The organism is Streptomyces qinglanensis (genome assembly GCF_900111245.1).
GTDB lineage: Bacteria > Actinomycetota > Actinomycetes > Streptomycetales > Streptomycetaceae > Streptomyces > Streptomyces qinglanensis.
Window position 1 is genome coordinate 227,895 of record NZ_FOGO01000006.1, and the last position, 15,159, is coordinate 243,053.

A 15,159-nucleotide genomic window follows, 5' to 3' on the forward strand; every position below is an offset into this window, starting at 1 on the left:
CCACCGGCTCCGGCCCCGCGCTCCGCGCCCCGACCGACGACAGGAACCCGAGGTACCCGCCATGGACGCAGTCGCCCGCCCCGAACGGCACCACGGGGCCACCGCCGCCGCACCGACCGGTCCGTTCCGCACCGTGCCGTACGGGGAACTGCCCGCAGCGGTCGAGGCGTTCCTCCGGGCCCCCGACCGCACCCCGGTGCCGGTCCCGGCCGGGGAGCGGCCGGAGCTGGCCGACTGCGTGGCCCGGGCCGCGCCTCTGTACAGCGGCACCCACCGGCCCCGGCCGGTGGAGACGGGGATCCTGCTGGGCGCCGAGGACCTGCCGGCGGGGGTCGCCGAACTCGTCCGGCCGCTCGCCCGGACCTGGGTTCCCGAGCGGGATCTCGCCGCCGAGGCGCTGCGCGCCGCGCACCCCGGCGGTGTGCTGCTGGTCGGCGCCTACCGGTGGCTGACGCTGGAGGCGGTCCGGGAGCTGCTGCTGAGCACCTACCGGGGGCCCGCACACGCGCTGAGCCTGCTCAGCGGCCGGGACGGCACCGCGGTGGCCTGGAACGCGGCCAAGCAGTACGCGGTGCCGTCGCCGGAGGTCGAGGCGGTGGGACTGTTCACCGACACCGACCGCCCGGCTCCCGCGCCGGGGGTGCGCGTCTTCGACGACCGGGACTTCGACCGCGCGGAGACCGACATCCAGGCGGAGATCCTGGACACCGCCTGGCGGCGCGTCGTCTTCCAGGGCCACGGCAAGGACGACAGCGTCAACCTCGGCGACTACACCGTCTGCGGCCTCAGCCCGGCCGCCGCCCCGCGTCCCGGCCTCCTCGGCCCGCGCTGCGCCTACGGCCTGCCCTGCTACAAGCCGGAGGACAAGCTCGTGCCGCTGCACCGGGTCAGTGCGGTGGAGGTCGTGCTCAGCGCCTGCAACAGCGGCCCGCTGGCGGACCTCGCGCTCTACGACCCCAAGTACCAGCTCCTGCTCAACGCGCTGGACGGGCCCGCCAGGACCGTGGTCTCCGCGGTCTCCGTGCACGACTCGGACCGGCCGGAGAACTCCGCCTGGATGGCGGCCGCCACCAGCGGCGCCGATTCCGTGGACACGTTGAACGCGAGCCTCGCCGGTTCCCACCCCTACCCGGCGTTCCTGCGCTTCGGGCTGCCCGCCGTGCCGGAGCGTCCGGCGCCCCGCCCCGTCCCGTCCGAGCACCGGCCCGACCCGCTGCTGCTCACCACCGGGACCCGGCTGAACGCCCTGCTCGGCTCGGACCTGCTCGGCCCGCACAACCGGCTCCGCCCCCGGCTGACGAAACTGGCCCGCAAGGTCGACCAGTGGGTGGCGCGGCCGACCCAGCTCGCCGACCGGTCGGCCGCGGAGATCCGGGCCTCGCTGAACGCGGACCTCCAGTCGCTCGACCATGTGCTGGCCCGGCAGATCGCCGAGGAGCCGGAGACCGACGTGCTGAACTACCCCGCGCACTTCGGGGACCGCAGCAGCCTGGACCCCGCGGTGCGGGACGTCACCTGCCATTGCGGGCGCCCCGCCCAGGAGTTCACCCGGCGCGGACTGCTGCCGCAGATCCTGGACACCGTCTGCGCGGTGTGCATGCGCTGCGGCGATGTCACCTTCCGGGTGCCGGATGCGCCGCGGCTGCTGGCCCACGCCGCGGACGAGGTGCCCCGGGACGGCGAGTTGCGGGTGCGGGCCGCGCTCACCGCGGCCCGGCCGGGCCCGGTGCGGCTGGGGCTGTTCGTGCCCACCTATCTGCGCCAGGACGCCGTCGTCGAGCCGCCGGCCGCGCGGGTGCGGGTCGGCGCGGGCCTCACCCGGGACGTCTTCTTCCGGGTCCGCTTCCGCCCGGAGACCGCCCCGCAGGCGTACTACTTCACCGTCTACGCGGTGCAGGACCTCGCTGTGAGCACCGCCCGCCGGCACTTCGGTGTCGTTCCCGCACGGAACTGAGACTTCGCGGGGCGGGGAGTGAGGTTCCCCGCCCCGCTCCCCGGCGGGTCGTCCGGCCCCCGAATTCCGCTCAGCCGAAGGAGTGCGCTCATGGAGAACCCGACGACGTCCGTGCCCAGCGGCACGGACCAGCCCCCCATCGAACTGATCGAGCAGAACGGCGAGGTGACGCTGAGCATCGGCGGCGAGCAGGCCATGCAGGCGTGGGAGCGCGATCTGATGTGGGCCGGCGCCGACCTGCTGTGCGAGTACGGGCGGGACTTCTACGAAGTGGGGCTGGGGCTGGGGCTCTCGGCGCTGCGGATCGCCCGCAACCCGGTGACCCGCAGCCACCGGGTGCTGGAGCTCTTCCCCGAGGTGGAGCGGCTGTTCCGGGAGCGCAATCCCGGGCTGCCGGGCACGCTCCGCATCGAGCAGGGCGACTTCTTCCGGCGGATCTTCGAGCTGCCCTCGGAGAGCGTCGACGGGATCCTCTTCGACCCGGCGCTCGACATGGCGGTCTGGGAAGACGACGCGCTGTGGCTGCGGACCGTTCCCGAGGTGGTGCGGGTCCTCCGCCCCGGCGGCGCCTTCGTCCCGTTCTTCAGCACCAAGCCGGAACTGCGTCGGCAGTATCTGCCGCACTTCACGGAGATGCGTGTCGTGCGCCGTCCGTACACGGCCTACGACACCACCGCGTACACCTACGGCACGGCCGGCGACGCCTACATCCAGTGCTTCCTCAAGAGCTGACCGGCCGGCGCCCCGCCGCAACCGGCCCACCGGCCCACCGGCCCACCGGCCGACAACGTCCCGGAGGAACCCATGACCACCGATCCGACCACCACGCCCGTCCCCGCCCCGGTCACGACGCGCGCACCGGACGCCCCGGCCGGCGTCGGCTCCCTCTTCCTGGCCGGTCCCTTCCTCCAGCTCCTCGATCCGGACACCGGCCGGATGCCGCCCGCAGCGCGCGCCCCGTTCTCCCTGCTGATCGAGCACTTCGAGGCACAGGGCATCGCGGTGCACAACGCACACCGGCGGGAGTCCTGGGGCGCGGCGCTGATGCCGCCGGAGGTGTGCACCCCGCTGGACCAGGAAGAGATCCGCAAGGCAGACGCCTTCGTGGCCGTGCCCGGGCACCCCGCCTCCCCCGGCACCCACGTCGAGATCGGCTGGGCCAGCGCCTTCGGCAAGCCGATCGTGCTGCTGCTGGAGCAGGACCGGGACTACACCTTCCTGGTGCAGGGCCTGCACACCGTGGCCACGGTGGAGTACGTGGTCTGCCGCGACCCGTCCGAGGTCCTCCCGCAGGTCGACACCGCCCTGCGCAGCGTCGTGGCCCGGCACCGGGCCGCCCGGCCGCAACAGCCGACGCGCCGGGCGGACTGACCGGGCACCGGCCCCGCGGGCGCGGCCGCCGGGCCCCGCCGTACGGTGCGGCCTGCGGGGCCCGCACCGGGCCCGCGGCTACCCTGGAGGCCCGCGGTCACCTGGTGAGCCGGCCCGTCCGCGGGCCCGGGAGCCGGGCGGCGGCGTGCGCCGCGGCCGCCTCCGGCCTGGTCGTCCGCGGCCCTCGTCCGGCTCTTCTCGCGAGGTGTGCCATGTTGCTCGCAGACATCGCGCGGACTTCCGCGCGGATCGCCCGGGCCGCGGGCCGCAACGAGAAGGTGGCGCTGCTCGCGGAGCTGTTCGGGCGGGCCGAGCCGTCCGAGGTGCCGGTCGTCGTCACCTACCTCGCGGGGCGCCTTCCGCAGCGCCGTACCGGCGTCGGGTGGCGCACCCTGCGCGAACTGCCGCCGCCCGCGGCCGAACCGTCGCTGACCATCACGGCCGCGGACGCCGCATTCGACCGGATCGCGCGGGTGAGCGGGAAGGGCGCACAGGCCGAGCGCAAGCGACTGCTGGACGGACTGCTGGCGGCGGCCACGGAGGAGGAGCAGCAGTTCCTCGTCCGGCTGGTCGGCGGCGGGCTGCGGCAGGGCGCGCTGGACGCGTTCGCGGTGGAGGGGCTGGCCGCCGCCGCGGGCGCCGACCCAGGAGCGGTGCGGCGCGCGGTGATGCTCGGCGGCTCGCTCGGCGCGGTCGCCCGGGCGCTGCTGGCCGAAGGCCCGGAGGCACTGGCCGGGTTCACGCTGGAGGTGGGCAGGCCGGTGCTGCCGATGCTGGCGCAGTCCGCCCGGGACGTCGAGGAGGCGCTCGGCAGGCTCGGTCCGTGCGTGGTCGAGGAGAAGCTGGACGGCATCCGGGTGCAGGTGCACAAGGACGGGAGCGACGTCCGCGTCTACACCCGGACGCTGGAGGAGATCACCGACCGGCTGCCGGAGGCCGCGGAGGCCGCACGCAGGATCGACGCCGCACAGGCGGTGCTCGACGGCGAGGTGATCGCCCTGCGCCCGGGCGGTCGGCCCCACCCCTTCCAGGACGTGTCCGGGCGGGTCGCCTCCCGGCTGGACGTACCCGGGGCCAGCAGCGAACTGCCGCTGCACCCGGTCTTCTTCGACGTGCTGCTGCTGGACGGCCGCGACCTGCTCGACCAGCCGGCCGTGCGGCGGCACGCGGCACTGGCCCGGGTGCTGCCGGAGGAACTGCGGGTGCGGCGGCTGCCGGTGCCCGATCCGGCCTCGGCGCAGGCACGTGCCGCCGCACGCGGTTTCGCCGCCGAGGTGCTGGCGCGCGGCCACGAGGGCGTGGTCGTCAAGGCGCTCGACTCGGGGTACAGCGCCGGGCGGCGCGGGGCCTCCTGGCTGAAGGTCAAACCGGTGCACACCCTCGATCTGGTGGTGCTCGGTGCCGAGTGGGGGCACGGGCGGCGCACCGGCCGGCTGTCGAACCTGCACCTGGGGGCGCGCCGCCCGGACGGCGGCTTCGCGATGCTCGGCAAGACCTTCAAGGGGCTGACCGACGCGCTGCTGGCCTGGCAGACCGGACGGCTGCGGGAGCTGGCCGTCCGGGAGGAGTCCTGGGGAGTGCTGGTGGCGCCCGAACTGGTGGTCGAGATCGCCTTCGACGGTGTGCAGCGCTCGACCCGCTACCCGGAGGGCGTCACCCTGCGGTTCGCCCGGGTGGTGCGGTACCGGGAGGACAAGAGCCCGCAGGAGGCCGACACGGTCGAAGCGGTCACGGCGCTGCTGCGCTGAGCGGCCCCGCCGCACCGCGCGGGCACCGGCACCGGCACCGGGTCACAGCTCCGCGCGGATGCGTGCGGCCACGCCGCGGGCCTCGGACTCGTCGGGGTACCGGCCGCGCGGCCAGAAGAACCCGCGCAGCCCGTCCTTGCGCCTGCGCGGCACGACGTGCATGTGCAGGTGCGGTACCGACTGGCTGACCCGGTTGTTCCCCGCGACGAACGAGCCCTCGGCCTCCATCGCGCGTTCCACCGCGCCGGTGACGCGGCGGACGGCGCCGAAGTAGGGGCCGACCGACTCCTCGGGCAGGTCGGTCAGGGTCTCCACATGGCTGCGCGGCACCACCAGGGTGTGGCCGGGGAAGAGCGGACGCCGGTCGAGGAAGGCGACCACGGCGCCGTCCTCGTGGACGCGGAAGGCGGGCAGTTCGCCGTCGACGATCCGGCAGAAGACGCATCCGCTGCCGTCGGTGGGGTCGGCGGACATGCGTCAGTCCATGGTGCGGGGGTCGGGGCCGACACGGGTGCCGGTCTCCAGCCGCTGGATCTCGCGCAGGTCCTCGCCGTCCAGTTCGAAGTCGAAGACGTCGATGTTCTCCTTGATCCGCGAGGGGGTGACGGACTTCGGGATGACGACGTTGCCGAGCTGGATGTGCCAGCGCAGGACCACCTGAGCCGGTGTCTTGCCGTGCTTGGCGGCGGCCCGGCGGACCGCGGGGTCGTCCAGGACGCCGTTGCCGCGGCCCAGCGGGGACCATGCCTCGGTGGCGATGCGGTGCTCCGCGTCGAAGCGGCGCAGCTCCGGCTGCTGGAGCCGGGGATGCAGCTCGATCTGGTTGACCGCGGGGGCGACTCCGGTCTCGTCCAGGAGCCGCTGGAGGTGGTCGGTCTCGAAGTTGGAGACGCCCACGGCGCGTGCCCGGCCGCTGTCGTGGATCTCGGCCAGCGCCCGCCAGGTCTGCACGTAGCGGTCCCGGCCGGGCGCGGGCCAGTGGACGAGATAGAGGTCGACGTAGTCGAGCCCCAGCCGCTCCAGCGAGTCGTCGAAGGCACGGAGCGCCGTGTCGTGGCCCTGGTCGGTGTTCCAGAGCTTGGTCGTGACGAACAGTTCCCCGCGGGGGATGCCGGACTCGCGCAGCGCCTTGCCGGTGCCGCCTTCGTTGCCGTAGAGCGCGGCGGTGTCCACGCTGCGGTATCCGGCCTCCAGCGCGGCGGAGACGGTGGCCGTCGCCTCGTCGTCCGGCACCTGGTACACGCCGAACCCGAGCTGCGGCATCTCCGTCCCGCTGTTCAGCAGGAGGGTGGGGACCTGGGTGCTGCTCACTGTGGACCTCGGCTTCCTCGGAGAGGGCTTCGCGGGCGGCGGGTCGGGGCCGCCCCTGGGCCGGGGTTTCCGCTCCGGCCCGCTCCATTCACGCATACCGCACCGGGCTCGCGGGGTTTCCTGCGCCCCGCGAGCCCGGTGCTGCACCGTCCAGGTCCCGGCCCGCTCGGACCGGCCGTGCGCCGGTTCAGTCCCGGCGCGTCCCGGTGACCGCCTCCTCCGTGCGGGGTGCGGGGACCGGCGCGGGCGCCGCGCCCTCGCGGGGCACGGGCAGCGCCGCGTAGAGCACCGCGGCCAGCAGCGCGGTGGCGGCCCAGCCGAGCCCGTTCTCGCCGATCCAGGTGGAGACGAGGGGGCCGGTGAACCAGTCGCACTTGGTGAAGCCCAGGCCCATCAGCAGCGCGACACCCCAGGCCGTCATGGCCTGCCAGCAGTAGCCGCCGACGTACCAGTAGCGGCTGCTGCGCGAGGTGTCGAGCAGCCCGGCGGGGTCGTAGCGGACGGTCCGGTTGCGGCGCCGCAGCATGTCGATCCCGTAGACGCCGACCCAGGCGGAGAAGGAGACCGCGAGCAGCGACAGGAAGGAGATGAACGAGCCGTAGAAGCTCTTGGCGACCAGCATCAGCAGGAGCCCGCCGACCAGGCTGATGACCGCGTTGATGCTGACGGCCCAGGCGCGCGGCAGCTTCACGCCCATCGTCTGCGCCGTGAAACCGGCGGAGTACATCGAGAGGCTGTTGATCAGCACCATCCCGATGAGCGCGATGACCAGGTACGGCACGGCCAGCCACATCGGCAGCGCTTCGCCGAGGAAGGAGACGGGGTCGTCGGTCTTGGCGAGTGCCGGGTCCTTGACCGACATCACGCCGCCCATCAGCACCATCGGAACCAGCACCAGCAGGGCGCCGGAGAGGGTGGTGCCGAAGATCTTCCGGCCTTCGGCGCTGTGCGGCAGGTACCGGGCGAAGTCGGGTCCCGTGGGGATCCAGCTGATCCCCCCGGCCGCGATGGTGCCGATGCCCGCGATGAACATGGCGGTGCCTCCGGCGGGCCGGGAGAAGACCGCGCCCCAGTCCATGGTGGTGACCAGGTAGCCCAGGACCAGCACCGTGAAGAGCCCGAAGAGGTAGGTCGACCAGGTGTTGCAGAGGTTGAGGACCTTCCGGCCCATACCGCTGACCACGAAGGTCACCCCGACGAACAGCAGCAGCGTGACGGCGATCAGCGGCGTGCTGCTGCGGACGCCGAAGAGCAGCCGGAGCACCGTGAGGACGGCGTAGGCACCGGTGACGGCGTTGATGGTCTCCCAGCCGAAGCGGGCCACCCACAGGATCATGCCGGGGAAGTAGTTGCCCCGGACACCGAAGGTGGCCCGGGAGAGCATGGCCCCCGGTGCGCCGCCCCACTTGCCGGAGACGGACAGCAGCCCGACCAGGCCGAAGGAGATGCCGCCCGCGATGGCGGCCGCGAGCAGGACCTGCCAGAAGTTGAGGCCGTTGAAGACCACGAGGCCGGCGCCCATGGTCAGCAACAGGACGCTGATGTTGGCGGCCACCCAGGTGGGGAAGAGTTCGCGGACCCGGCCGCGCCGCTCATGGTCGGGGACGGGCTCGATGCCGCGGCTCTCGACGGTCTCGTCGAGCGCGCCGGTCGTCGCGGCGGCGGCCGGGGACGCGGGGGCTGAGGAGGGCGCCGAGGCGGCGCCGTCGGCGCCGGTGACGCCGGGAGGGACTGCCATGGGTGGGGCTCCGTGCGTGGTTCTCTGGTGCGACGTGCGTCATTGCAGAGTCCTGACCAGGACTGGAAGGGGACTCTACGCGCGTTGCACGTGGCCCTCCACCGTACAGAGTGCCATGATCGACCCCGTTGACCTCGGGCGATCCTCCAACGGGCGGGAGTCCGCCGCCCCGCCTCCGGCCCGTCCGCCCGAGCGGTCCCGGCGCCGGGGCAGACGCACGGGCGGCGCCCCGCGCCCGTCCACGGCGGGCCCGGCGCGAGGTTCCGCACGGTCGGCGCCGGGGACGCGGGGCCGGCACGCACAGGCACCCCGCCTCACGGAGCGGGGCCCGGACCCCGGCCCGGGAGTGCGGGACATCACGTCTTCCCGGGCCGGGAGGGCCGTGCGGCACCCCCGGAGGAGGGGACGCCCCGGAGGACGGAGCGCCCCCCGGAGGCGCCGACAGCGGTCACGGCGTCACGGCACGGGGACCAGCACCACCGAGCACTTGGCGTGGTGCAGCACCGCGTGCACCACCGGGCCCACCTGGAGACTGAGGCGCCGGGTCTGACGCCGTACTCCCAGCACGACCGTGTCCGCACCCTCGCTCAGCTTGATCAGGTGCTCGGCCGGCTGCCCCTGGTGCTGCTCGGCGCTAAGCGGCACCTGCGGGTACCGCTTCCGGAACGGCCGGAGGGTGTCCACCACGAACTGCTCGGCGCGCTTGGTCTCCGTGGAGGGCTCCTGCGGCGACAGTCGCAGGGCCACCCCGGGCAGCATCGGATAGATCCAGCAGTGCGCCACCCGCACCGCCGACCCGGACCGCTGCGCCGCCTGGAATCCGTACTCCACCGGCTGCGTCGCACTCTCCGACTTCACCCCGACGACCACGTCGCCGGGGGCCGCGCCGGGCTCGGGGAGAGCGCCGCGCACGACCATCAGCGGCCCCGCGGCATGCGCCGCCAGGCGCAGGCTGACGGAACCGAGCAGCAGCCCGCGGAAGCCACCGTGCCCGCGGGTCCCCACGACGGTCAGCTCCGCGGTGCGGCTGCGGCCCACCAGGGCGTCGGCCGCGGGTTCGCTGACGCCGGTCGCCACGACCGTGAGCCCCGGCACGCGCTCCCGGGCCCGCTCCGCGGCGCTGTCGGCGACCTCGCGGGTCGCCTGCCGCATCCGCTCCCGGTCGGCCTCCGTCTCGGGGTAGGCACCGCGCCGCGCGGGCACCCCTCCGCAGAGCACCTCCAGTTCGGCGCCCCGGCGTTCGGCCTCGTCGGCAGCCCGGTCCAGCGCGCGCAGCGAGTGCGGGGAACCGTCGACCCCGACCACGACACGGCCGACTCCGTCGGCAGACGCGGATATCCCTGCGGGGCGCTCGTTGCTCTCCGACATGTCCGTCCTCTCCTCGCGTCCTCGCATCGATGCGTGGGTACCCCGCCAGTGTGGTGCACACGGGACGGATGCGGTAGAAGCTTCGGCAACCGGTCGCATCCGCCTTCCGGCCCCCGGCGGAGCTCCCGTTCCGGGCCGGATGCCGAAACAGTCCGCGCGCGGAGCCAGTTGGGCCCGCGCGCCGCAGTCCGGCACCCGGGCGCCTGTCCCGCCGACGTTCCCTCGCTGTTCCACCGGGCCTTCCCCCCGTACCCCCCCCCGTACCCCTCTCACTGTCCCGCCGGGTGTTCCCCTCGCCGCCCCTGGCGGTTCCGCCGGGCTCCCCGTTCCCGCCGGGCACGACAGCCCGCCCGCTGGACCGCCCCTTCTCAGGCCGCCGTCGCCGGCGCTCAAACGCAACCACATCACAAATTTAACTTAGTTACATTCCCTGGTACGGTCGCCCCATGAGCGAACACGGCACCGGACTGCGCGCACGCAAGCGGCAACGCACCTACCGGGCGATCTCCGACGCGGCCGTCTCCCTCTTCCTGGAAAGGGGCTTCGACACCGTCTCCGTGTCCGAGATCGCCGAGGCCGCCGAGGTCTCCAAACCGACCCTCTTCCGCTACTTCCGCACCAAGGAGGACATGGCGCTCCACCGCTTCGCCGACCACGAGGACGAGGCCGCACGCGTGGTGGCGGGGCGCCCGGCGCGGGAGTCGCCGCTCACCGCGCTGGAGAACCACTTCCTGGCCGGACTCGAAGCCCGCGACCCGGTCACCGGACTGTGCGACGAGCCGGAGGTGCTCTCCTTCCACCGGCTGCTCTACGGCACCCCCGAACTGGTCGCACGACTGCACTCCTACACCGCACGGTCGGAGGAGGCACTGGCGGACGCGCTGGCGGCCGGTCCGGCCGGCGGCGCCGCGGAGACGGGCGCCCCGGAGACAGGCACCGCGGAGACGGGCGCCGCACCCGGCCTGACGGCGCGGCTGGCGGCCGGGCAGCTCGTGACGTCCCAGCGGGTGCTCGCGACCGCCAACTGGCGGCGCATCGCGGACGGCGCGCGCGCGGACAGCGTGTCCGGCGCGGCCCGGCAGGATGCCCGCCGCGCCTTCGCGCTGCTGCGCACCGGACTGACGCCGTTCGCCTGACCCGGCCCGGCCACGCGCCGGGCCCGCATCCGGCCCCGCATCCGGGCCGCGGCGCGCGACCGCGACGGCACCCGGTACCACTGGCCGCCGCCGGACCATCCACTCGCCGGAGCCCCGGGGCCCGGACCATCCACCCGCCGGACTGCCGGACTGCCGACCGCCGGACCGCCGGACCGTCGGAGCACCGACCCGCCGGAGCACCGAAGACCACGACCGACACCCGTACCGGGCCCGCTCCGACAGGAGACCGGGCAGTGAGGAGCACCGCCCCATGCCGGGGGAAGACACCGCAGAGGAGAACGCGCTCCGGGCCGAACTGGCCGCCGAGCGCAGCTATACCGACGTGTGCCGCGCCGCGCTCGGCACGGCGGACGCCGCGGCCCAGGACCGGGTCCGCGAGGGCGCCGGGGTACTGACCGGGCAGCACTCGGGCGAGGCGGCCGCCGAGGGCGTGGCCGGCGACGGGGCGAGCGCGGAGGCCCTCGGCCGCCATCTGCGCAGCCGGGCCGCGGAACTGCAAAGGGAGCCGGACGGGCCGCCGTTCTTCGGGCGGCTCGACTTCCTCGGCGCGGGGCCCGGCGGCGAGGAGGCCGGCGAGCACCGCGGGCAGCGCTACTACATCGGCCGACGGCGCGTCAGCGAACACCCCTCGGCACCGCCGCTGGTGCTGGACTGGCGCGCCCCGGTCTCCCGGGCCTTCTACCAGGCGACCGCCGTGCACCCGCAGGGAGTGGGCTCCCGGCGCCGGTTCGGCTGGGCGCCGGAGGGCACCGGCACCGCAGCGGATCTGACCGGGCTGGAGGACGAGCGACTGGCGGATCGGCCGCGGGAGAGCACCGGCGAGGGGCCCTCGGGCGCGGCGGACGGTCACACCCTCGCCTCCCGGATCGTCACCGGCGAGATCGAGCGTCCGCGGGTCGGGCCGATGCGCGACATCGTCGCCACCATCCAGCCCGAACAGGACGACCTGGTGCGTTCGGGCCCCGACAGCTCGATGTGCGTCCAGGGCGCACCGGGCACGGGCAAGACCGCGGTCGGGCTGCACCGCGCCGCGTACCTGCTCTACACCCATCCCCGGCGGATCGAGCGGGGCGGCATGCTCGTCGTCGGCCCCAACGCCGCGTTCCTGGGCTACATCTCGGCCGTGCTGCCCGCGCTCGGCGAGGGCGGGGTGCGCCAGTGCACCGTAGGGGACCTGCTGCCCGGGCTCCCGGTGCGGGCGGAGGACCCTCCGCGGGTGGTGGAACTGAAGCACAGCGCCCGGATGGCCGAGGTGCTGCGGCGGGCACTGCACGGGCGGGTACGGCTGCCGGACAGCCCGCTGGCGGTGCCGGACGGCTCCTACCGCTGGCGGCTCGACGAGGCCGGGCTGCGCGCCCTCGTCGAGGAGACCCTGGCGCAACGGCCGCCCTACGAGGTGGGGAGGGAACGGGTGCGGGCCCGTACGGCGGCGCTGCTGCGGGAGCAGGCCGAGCGCCGCGCCGGGCCGCCCGGCGGTGCCTGGCTGCGGCGGATGGGCCGGACCAGGGCGCTCACCGGGTTCCTCGACTCGGTATGGCCGCGGACGAAACCGGAGGAGGTCGTCGCCGGGCTGCTGGGCGACGCCGGGGCGCTGGCCCGGGCCGCCGAGGGGCTGCTGAGCGAGGAGGAGCAGCGGGCGCTGCTGTGGCAGGGACGCCGCCCGCGCTCGCCGCGCACGGCCCACTGGTCGGAGGCGGATCTGCTGCTGCTGGACGAGGCGGCGGGGCTGATCGACCACCCCGAGGAGAGCTTCCGGCACGTGGTGGTGGACGAGGCGCAGGACCTCTCACCCATGCAGTGCCGCGTCCTGGCGCGCCGGAGCCGTTTCGGTTCACTGACCGTACTGGGCGACCTGGCGCAGGGCACGACGCCGTGGGCTGCCCGCGACTGGCCGGAGCAGTTGGCGCACCTGGGCGCGCCCGAAGCGGCGGTCACTCCGCTGACCACCGGCTTCCGGGTACCGTCCGAACTGCTCGGCCCGGCCAACCGGTTGCTGGAAGCGCTGGAGGTGCCGGTGCCGCCCGCCCGTTCGCTGCGCACCGGGGGCGAACTGCGCACGGTCCGGGTGGCGACGACCGCCGGGCTGGCCCGCGTCGTGCAGGAGCGGGTCGCCGCGGCCCTGCAGCGTGAGGGCTCGGTCGGGGTGATCGCGGCCGGGGAGCGGACCGCCGCCGTGCGGGCGGCCTTGGAGGCGGCCGGGACAGCGACCGGCGCACCGGGAGGCGAGCCGGAGCGGGTCGCGGTGGTGGAGGCGGAACTCGCCAAGGGCCTGGAGTACGACCATGTGGTGCTGGTGGAACCGGCCGAGCTGGCGGGCAGCGGCCCGCTGGGGCTACGGCACCTCTACGTCGCACTCACCCGCGCGGTGTCCCGGCTGGAGATCGTGCACGCCGCCGGACTACCGGAAGCTCTGCGGGGCTGATCCGGCGGGTGCGGCCAGGTCGCGGAGCCAGTCCGGCTGATCGGCGATCTCCAGCAGGAGGAGCAGCCGGGTGAGCGGGTGGTCGCAGCCGGGGCCGTCGCCCGCCGGGCCGTCGGAGAGGGTGAATTCAGCGCCTGGTGTGGTCACGGGGGGCTCCTGTGGACGGACGGAAGATCGTGAACTCCATTGTCCGATGGCGGAGTTGAGTCCACTGGGGACTCGGGCTCGGGTACGACGGGCATTGTCCTGGGTCCGCACTTACTTCTGCAAGTACATCTGCAAGTACATCTGCAAGCACGGCCGGCTGTGAGACGCTTCCGGACGTCGCAACCGCCACGGGGGACGCAAGTGACGTAGGGAGAGTCGTACATGCAGATCGAGAACGGCATCGAGGCCACCAAGATCGAGGGTGCCGCCTGGCGCAAGAGCCGCCGCAGCAACCCGAACGGCAACTGCGTGGAGGTCGCAGCGCTTCCGGGGCAGGGGGTCGCCGTCCGCAACTCCCGCTTCCCGTCGGGACCCGCCCTGGTCTACACGCCCGCCGAGATCGCGGCCTTCGTCCAGGGCGCCAAGGACGGCGACTTCGACGACCTGCTGGACGCCTAGAGGCATTCCGTCCGGACCGGGCCGGACCGGTGAGCAGGACCGGGCGCGTGCGCGCCGGACCTCGCGGGACGGCAAGTTCCGCACCGCGCACCCGGTTCCGGACCGCACCCGTGACGACTGACCGCCGAGCCCCCCACCGCTGACCGCCCACACAGCCGAACAGCGCCACGGGCACCGCCGCCACACGACACGGACGTGTGGCGGCGGTTCGCTTCCGGCGCGCCGCCTCACCCAGCCGTGCGGCTCCCTGGCTGCGGCACGAACGGCACACGAAAGGGCTCCGCGCGCCGACGGCGGGTCCCCGCCACCCGGCCGTCAAATCCGGCCGTACAACCTGTATGGCTGTACGCTCAGTCGGCAGAATGGGACACTGAGCATCCGTGCAGTCACTCAGGGAAGCTAGGCGGGCGCGATGGAGGCACAGCCGCGACGCGAGGCGTCGCCCGGACGGATCCTGGACCATCCCAGGGGCGGTCCGACGATCCTGCGCATCGTCCTGGGCACCCAACTGCGGCGGCTGCGCGAGGAGCAGGGCATCTCCCGGGAGGCCGCAGGCGACGCGATCCGCGGTTCGCACGCCAAGATCAGCCGCTTGGAGCTGGGGCGGGTCGGCTGCAAGGAACGGGACGTCGCCGATCTGCTGACGCTGTACGAGGTGTGGGACCGGCAGCAGCGCGAAGAGTATCTGGAGCTGGCCCGGCAGGCGGGCTCCCCGGGCTGGTGGCAGAAGTACAGCGACGTGATGTCGCCGTGGTTCGACCGGCTGCTCGGCCTGGAGGAGGCCGCGTCCGTCATCCGCACCTACGAGGTGCAGTTCGTCCCCGGACTCCTGCAGACCCGCGACTACGCCCGCGAGGTCATCCGGCTCGGCCACCCCCGGGACGACAGCCGGCGCAGCGAGCGCCGCATCGAGCTGCGCATGGAACGCCAGTCGATCCTGGACCAGCCGCACTCCCCGCGGCTGTGGGCCGTGATGGACGAGGCCGCGCTGCGCCGCCCGCTGGGGTCCCGCGAGGTGATGCGCGCCCAGTTGGAGCACCTCATCGAGATCGCCCAGCAGCCCAACGTCACGCTGCAGATCGCCCCGTTCAGCATGGGCGGGCTGGCCGCCGCGGGCGGCCCGGTCACCATCCTGCGTTTCCTGGAGCCCGATCTCCCGGACATCGTCTACCTCGAACAGCTCACTTCGTCGCTCTATCTGGAGAAACGGGACGAGGTGGAGGGCTATCTGGTGGTCATGGACCGCCTGTGCGCGATGGCCGAACCCCCGAACAGCACCGCGGCGTTCCTGGAGAAGCTGCTGAGCGAGTACTGACCCGGCAGCGCCGCCCCGCGGGCTGCGCACGACCGCTCTCCCGCGGCCGCGGCGCCGACGACCGCACAGTGCGCTGGCCCGGCCCGGCGGCGCCGGGCTCGCCGCACCCCGCGCACCGGCACCCCTCGCCTCCTGCGGGGTCGGGACGCCCACCGGGGCGCGTGACGCG

General features: G+C 74.1%; 13 protein-coding genes. 8 read left to right on the top strand and 5 right to left on the bottom strand.

Translation table 11 applies throughout. From position 1 onward, the window contains the following. The first annotated feature begins 61 nt into the window (after positions 1-61). From BMX65_RS15335 to BMX65_RS15350, 4 genes are all read left to right on the top strand, one after another. Positions 62-1,954: a hypothetical protein gene (locus BMX65_RS15335; protein ID WP_075000825.1), complete on the top strand. Its 1,893-nt coding sequence runs from the start codon at positions 62-64 to the stop codon at positions 1,952-1,954. A 90-nt stretch (positions 1,955-2,044) separates the two neighbouring features. After that, entirely contained in the window at positions 2,045-2,686 is a 642-nt protein-coding gene (locus BMX65_RS15340; protein ID WP_075000826.1) for a class I SAM-dependent methyltransferase, read from the top strand. Positions 2,687-2,758: 72 nt separating this feature from the next. Then, entirely contained in the window at positions 2,759-3,325 is a 567-nt protein-coding gene (locus BMX65_RS15345; protein WP_107437492.1) for a nucleoside 2-deoxyribosyltransferase, read from the top strand. Between the two features lie 212 nt (positions 3,326-3,537). Continuing rightward, entirely contained in the window at positions 3,538-5,073 is a 1,536-nt protein-coding gene (locus BMX65_RS15350) for an ATP-dependent DNA ligase (protein ID WP_075000827.1), read from the top strand. Positions 5,074-5,115: 42 nt separating this feature from the next. Here BMX65_RS15350 and BMX65_RS15355 read toward each other — a convergent pair whose 3' ends face one another. The 4 genes from BMX65_RS15355 to BMX65_RS15370 form a co-directional block, all read right to left on the bottom strand. Continuing rightward, positions 5,116-5,547 (bottom strand): HIT family protein, encoded by a 432-nt coding sequence (locus BMX65_RS15355; protein WP_075000828.1) that lies wholly within the window; start codon positions 5,545-5,547, stop codon positions 5,116-5,118. Positions 5,548-5,550: 3 nt separating this feature from the next. Then, entirely contained in the window at positions 5,551-6,336 is a 786-nt protein-coding gene (locus BMX65_RS15360; protein WP_075000948.1) for an aldo/keto reductase, read from the bottom strand. Positions 6,337-6,571: 235 nt separating this feature from the next. Then, a complete protein-coding gene (locus tag BMX65_RS15365) occupies positions 6,572-8,122 on the bottom strand; it encodes a purine-cytosine permease family protein (RefSeq protein WP_075000829.1) in 1,551 nt (516 codons plus the stop codon). 456 nt (positions 8,123-8,578) lie between these two features. Then, the gene (locus BMX65_RS15370; protein WP_075000830.1) at positions 8,579-9,490 is read right to left on the bottom strand and encodes a universal stress protein; all 912 of its coding nucleotides are present in this window, start codon (positions 9,488-9,490) and stop codon (positions 8,579-8,581) included. Between the two features lie 446 nt (positions 9,491-9,936). On the opposite strand from BMX65_RS15370, the gene BMX65_RS15375 reads away from it, so the two are divergent. Together BMX65_RS15375 and BMX65_RS15380 are read left to right on the top strand one after the other, a co-directional pair. Further along, the gene (locus BMX65_RS15375; RefSeq protein ID WP_075000831.1) at positions 9,937-10,626 is read left to right on the top strand and encodes a TetR/AcrR family transcriptional regulator; all 690 of its coding nucleotides are present in this window, start codon (positions 9,937-9,939) and stop codon (positions 10,624-10,626) included. Between the two features lie 271 nt (positions 10,627-10,897). Beyond that, complete coding sequence (locus BMX65_RS15380; RefSeq protein WP_075000832.1) at positions 10,898-13,069, top strand: HelD family protein; 2,172 nt, start codon at positions 10,898-10,900, stop codon at positions 13,067-13,069. Here BMX65_RS15380 and BMX65_RS32885 read toward each other — a convergent pair. Further along, on the bottom strand, positions 13,046-13,216 hold the full coding sequence (locus BMX65_RS32885) for a hypothetical protein (RefSeq protein WP_162637651.1): 171 nt from the start codon (positions 13,214-13,216) through the stop codon (positions 13,046-13,048). The two genes, BMX65_RS15380 and BMX65_RS32885, sit on opposite strands and share 24 nt — an antisense overlap. A gap of 222 nt (positions 13,217-13,438) precedes the next feature. Here BMX65_RS32885 and BMX65_RS15385 point away from each other — a divergent pair, with 222 nt between their 5' ends. Both BMX65_RS15385 and BMX65_RS15390 read left to right on the top strand, forming a co-directional pair. Continuing rightward, entirely contained in the window at positions 13,439-13,675 is a 237-nt protein-coding gene (locus BMX65_RS15385) for a DUF397 domain-containing protein (RefSeq protein ID WP_075000833.1), read from the top strand. Positions 13,676-14,087: 412 nt separating this feature from the next. Beyond that, positions 14,088-14,990 carry a helix-turn-helix domain-containing protein gene (locus BMX65_RS15390; protein ID WP_075000834.1) on the top strand — a complete coding sequence of 301 codons (903 nt, stop codon included), beginning with the start codon at positions 14,088-14,090 and terminating at the stop codon, positions 14,988-14,990. The last annotated feature ends 169 nt before the right edge of the window (positions 14,991-15,159 follow it).

Excerpts from the sequence above, each read along its gene's own strand:
- BMX65_RS15385 (WP_075000833.1), top strand. The coding sequence starts at position 13,439 with ATGCAGATCGAGAACGGCATCGAGGCCACCAAGATCGAGGGTGCCGCC.
- BMX65_RS15340 (WP_075000826.1), top strand. The coding sequence starts at position 2,045 with ATGGAGAACCCGACGACGTCCGTGCCCAGCGGCACGGACCAGCCCCCC.
- BMX65_RS15380 (WP_075000832.1), top strand. The coding sequence starts at position 10,898 with ATGCCGGGGGAAGACACCGCAGAGGAGAACGCGCTCCGGGCCGAACTG.
- BMX65_RS15375 (WP_075000831.1), top strand. The coding sequence starts at position 9,937 with ATGAGCGAACACGGCACCGGACTGCGCGCACGCAAGCGGCAACGCACC.
- BMX65_RS15350 (WP_075000827.1), top strand. The coding sequence starts at position 3,538 with ATGTTGCTCGCAGACATCGCGCGGACTTCCGCGCGGATCGCCCGGGCC.
- BMX65_RS15335 (WP_075000825.1), top strand. The coding sequence starts at position 62 with ATGGACGCAGTCGCCCGCCCCGAACGGCACCACGGGGCCACCGCCGCC.
- BMX65_RS15370 (WP_075000830.1), bottom strand. The coding sequence starts at position 9,490 with ATGTCGGAGAGCAACGAGCGCCCCGCAGGGATATCCGCGTCTGCCGAC.
- BMX65_RS15355 (WP_075000828.1), bottom strand. The coding sequence starts at position 5,547 with ATGTCCGCCGACCCCACCGACGGCAGCGGATGCGTCTTCTGCCGGATC.
- BMX65_RS15365 (WP_075000829.1), bottom strand. The coding sequence starts at position 8,122 with ATGGCAGTCCCTCCCGGCGTCACCGGCGCCGACGGCGCCGCCTCGGCG.
- BMX65_RS15345 (WP_107437492.1), top strand. The coding sequence starts at position 2,759 with ATGACCACCGATCCGACCACCACGCCCGTCCCCGCCCCGGTCACGACG.
- BMX65_RS15390 (WP_075000834.1), top strand. The coding sequence starts at position 14,088 with ATGGAGGCACAGCCGCGACGCGAGGCGTCGCCCGGACGGATCCTGGAC.
- BMX65_RS15360 (WP_075000948.1), bottom strand. The coding sequence starts at position 6,336 with ATGCCGCAGCTCGGGTTCGGCGTGTACCAGGTGCCGGACGACGAGGCG.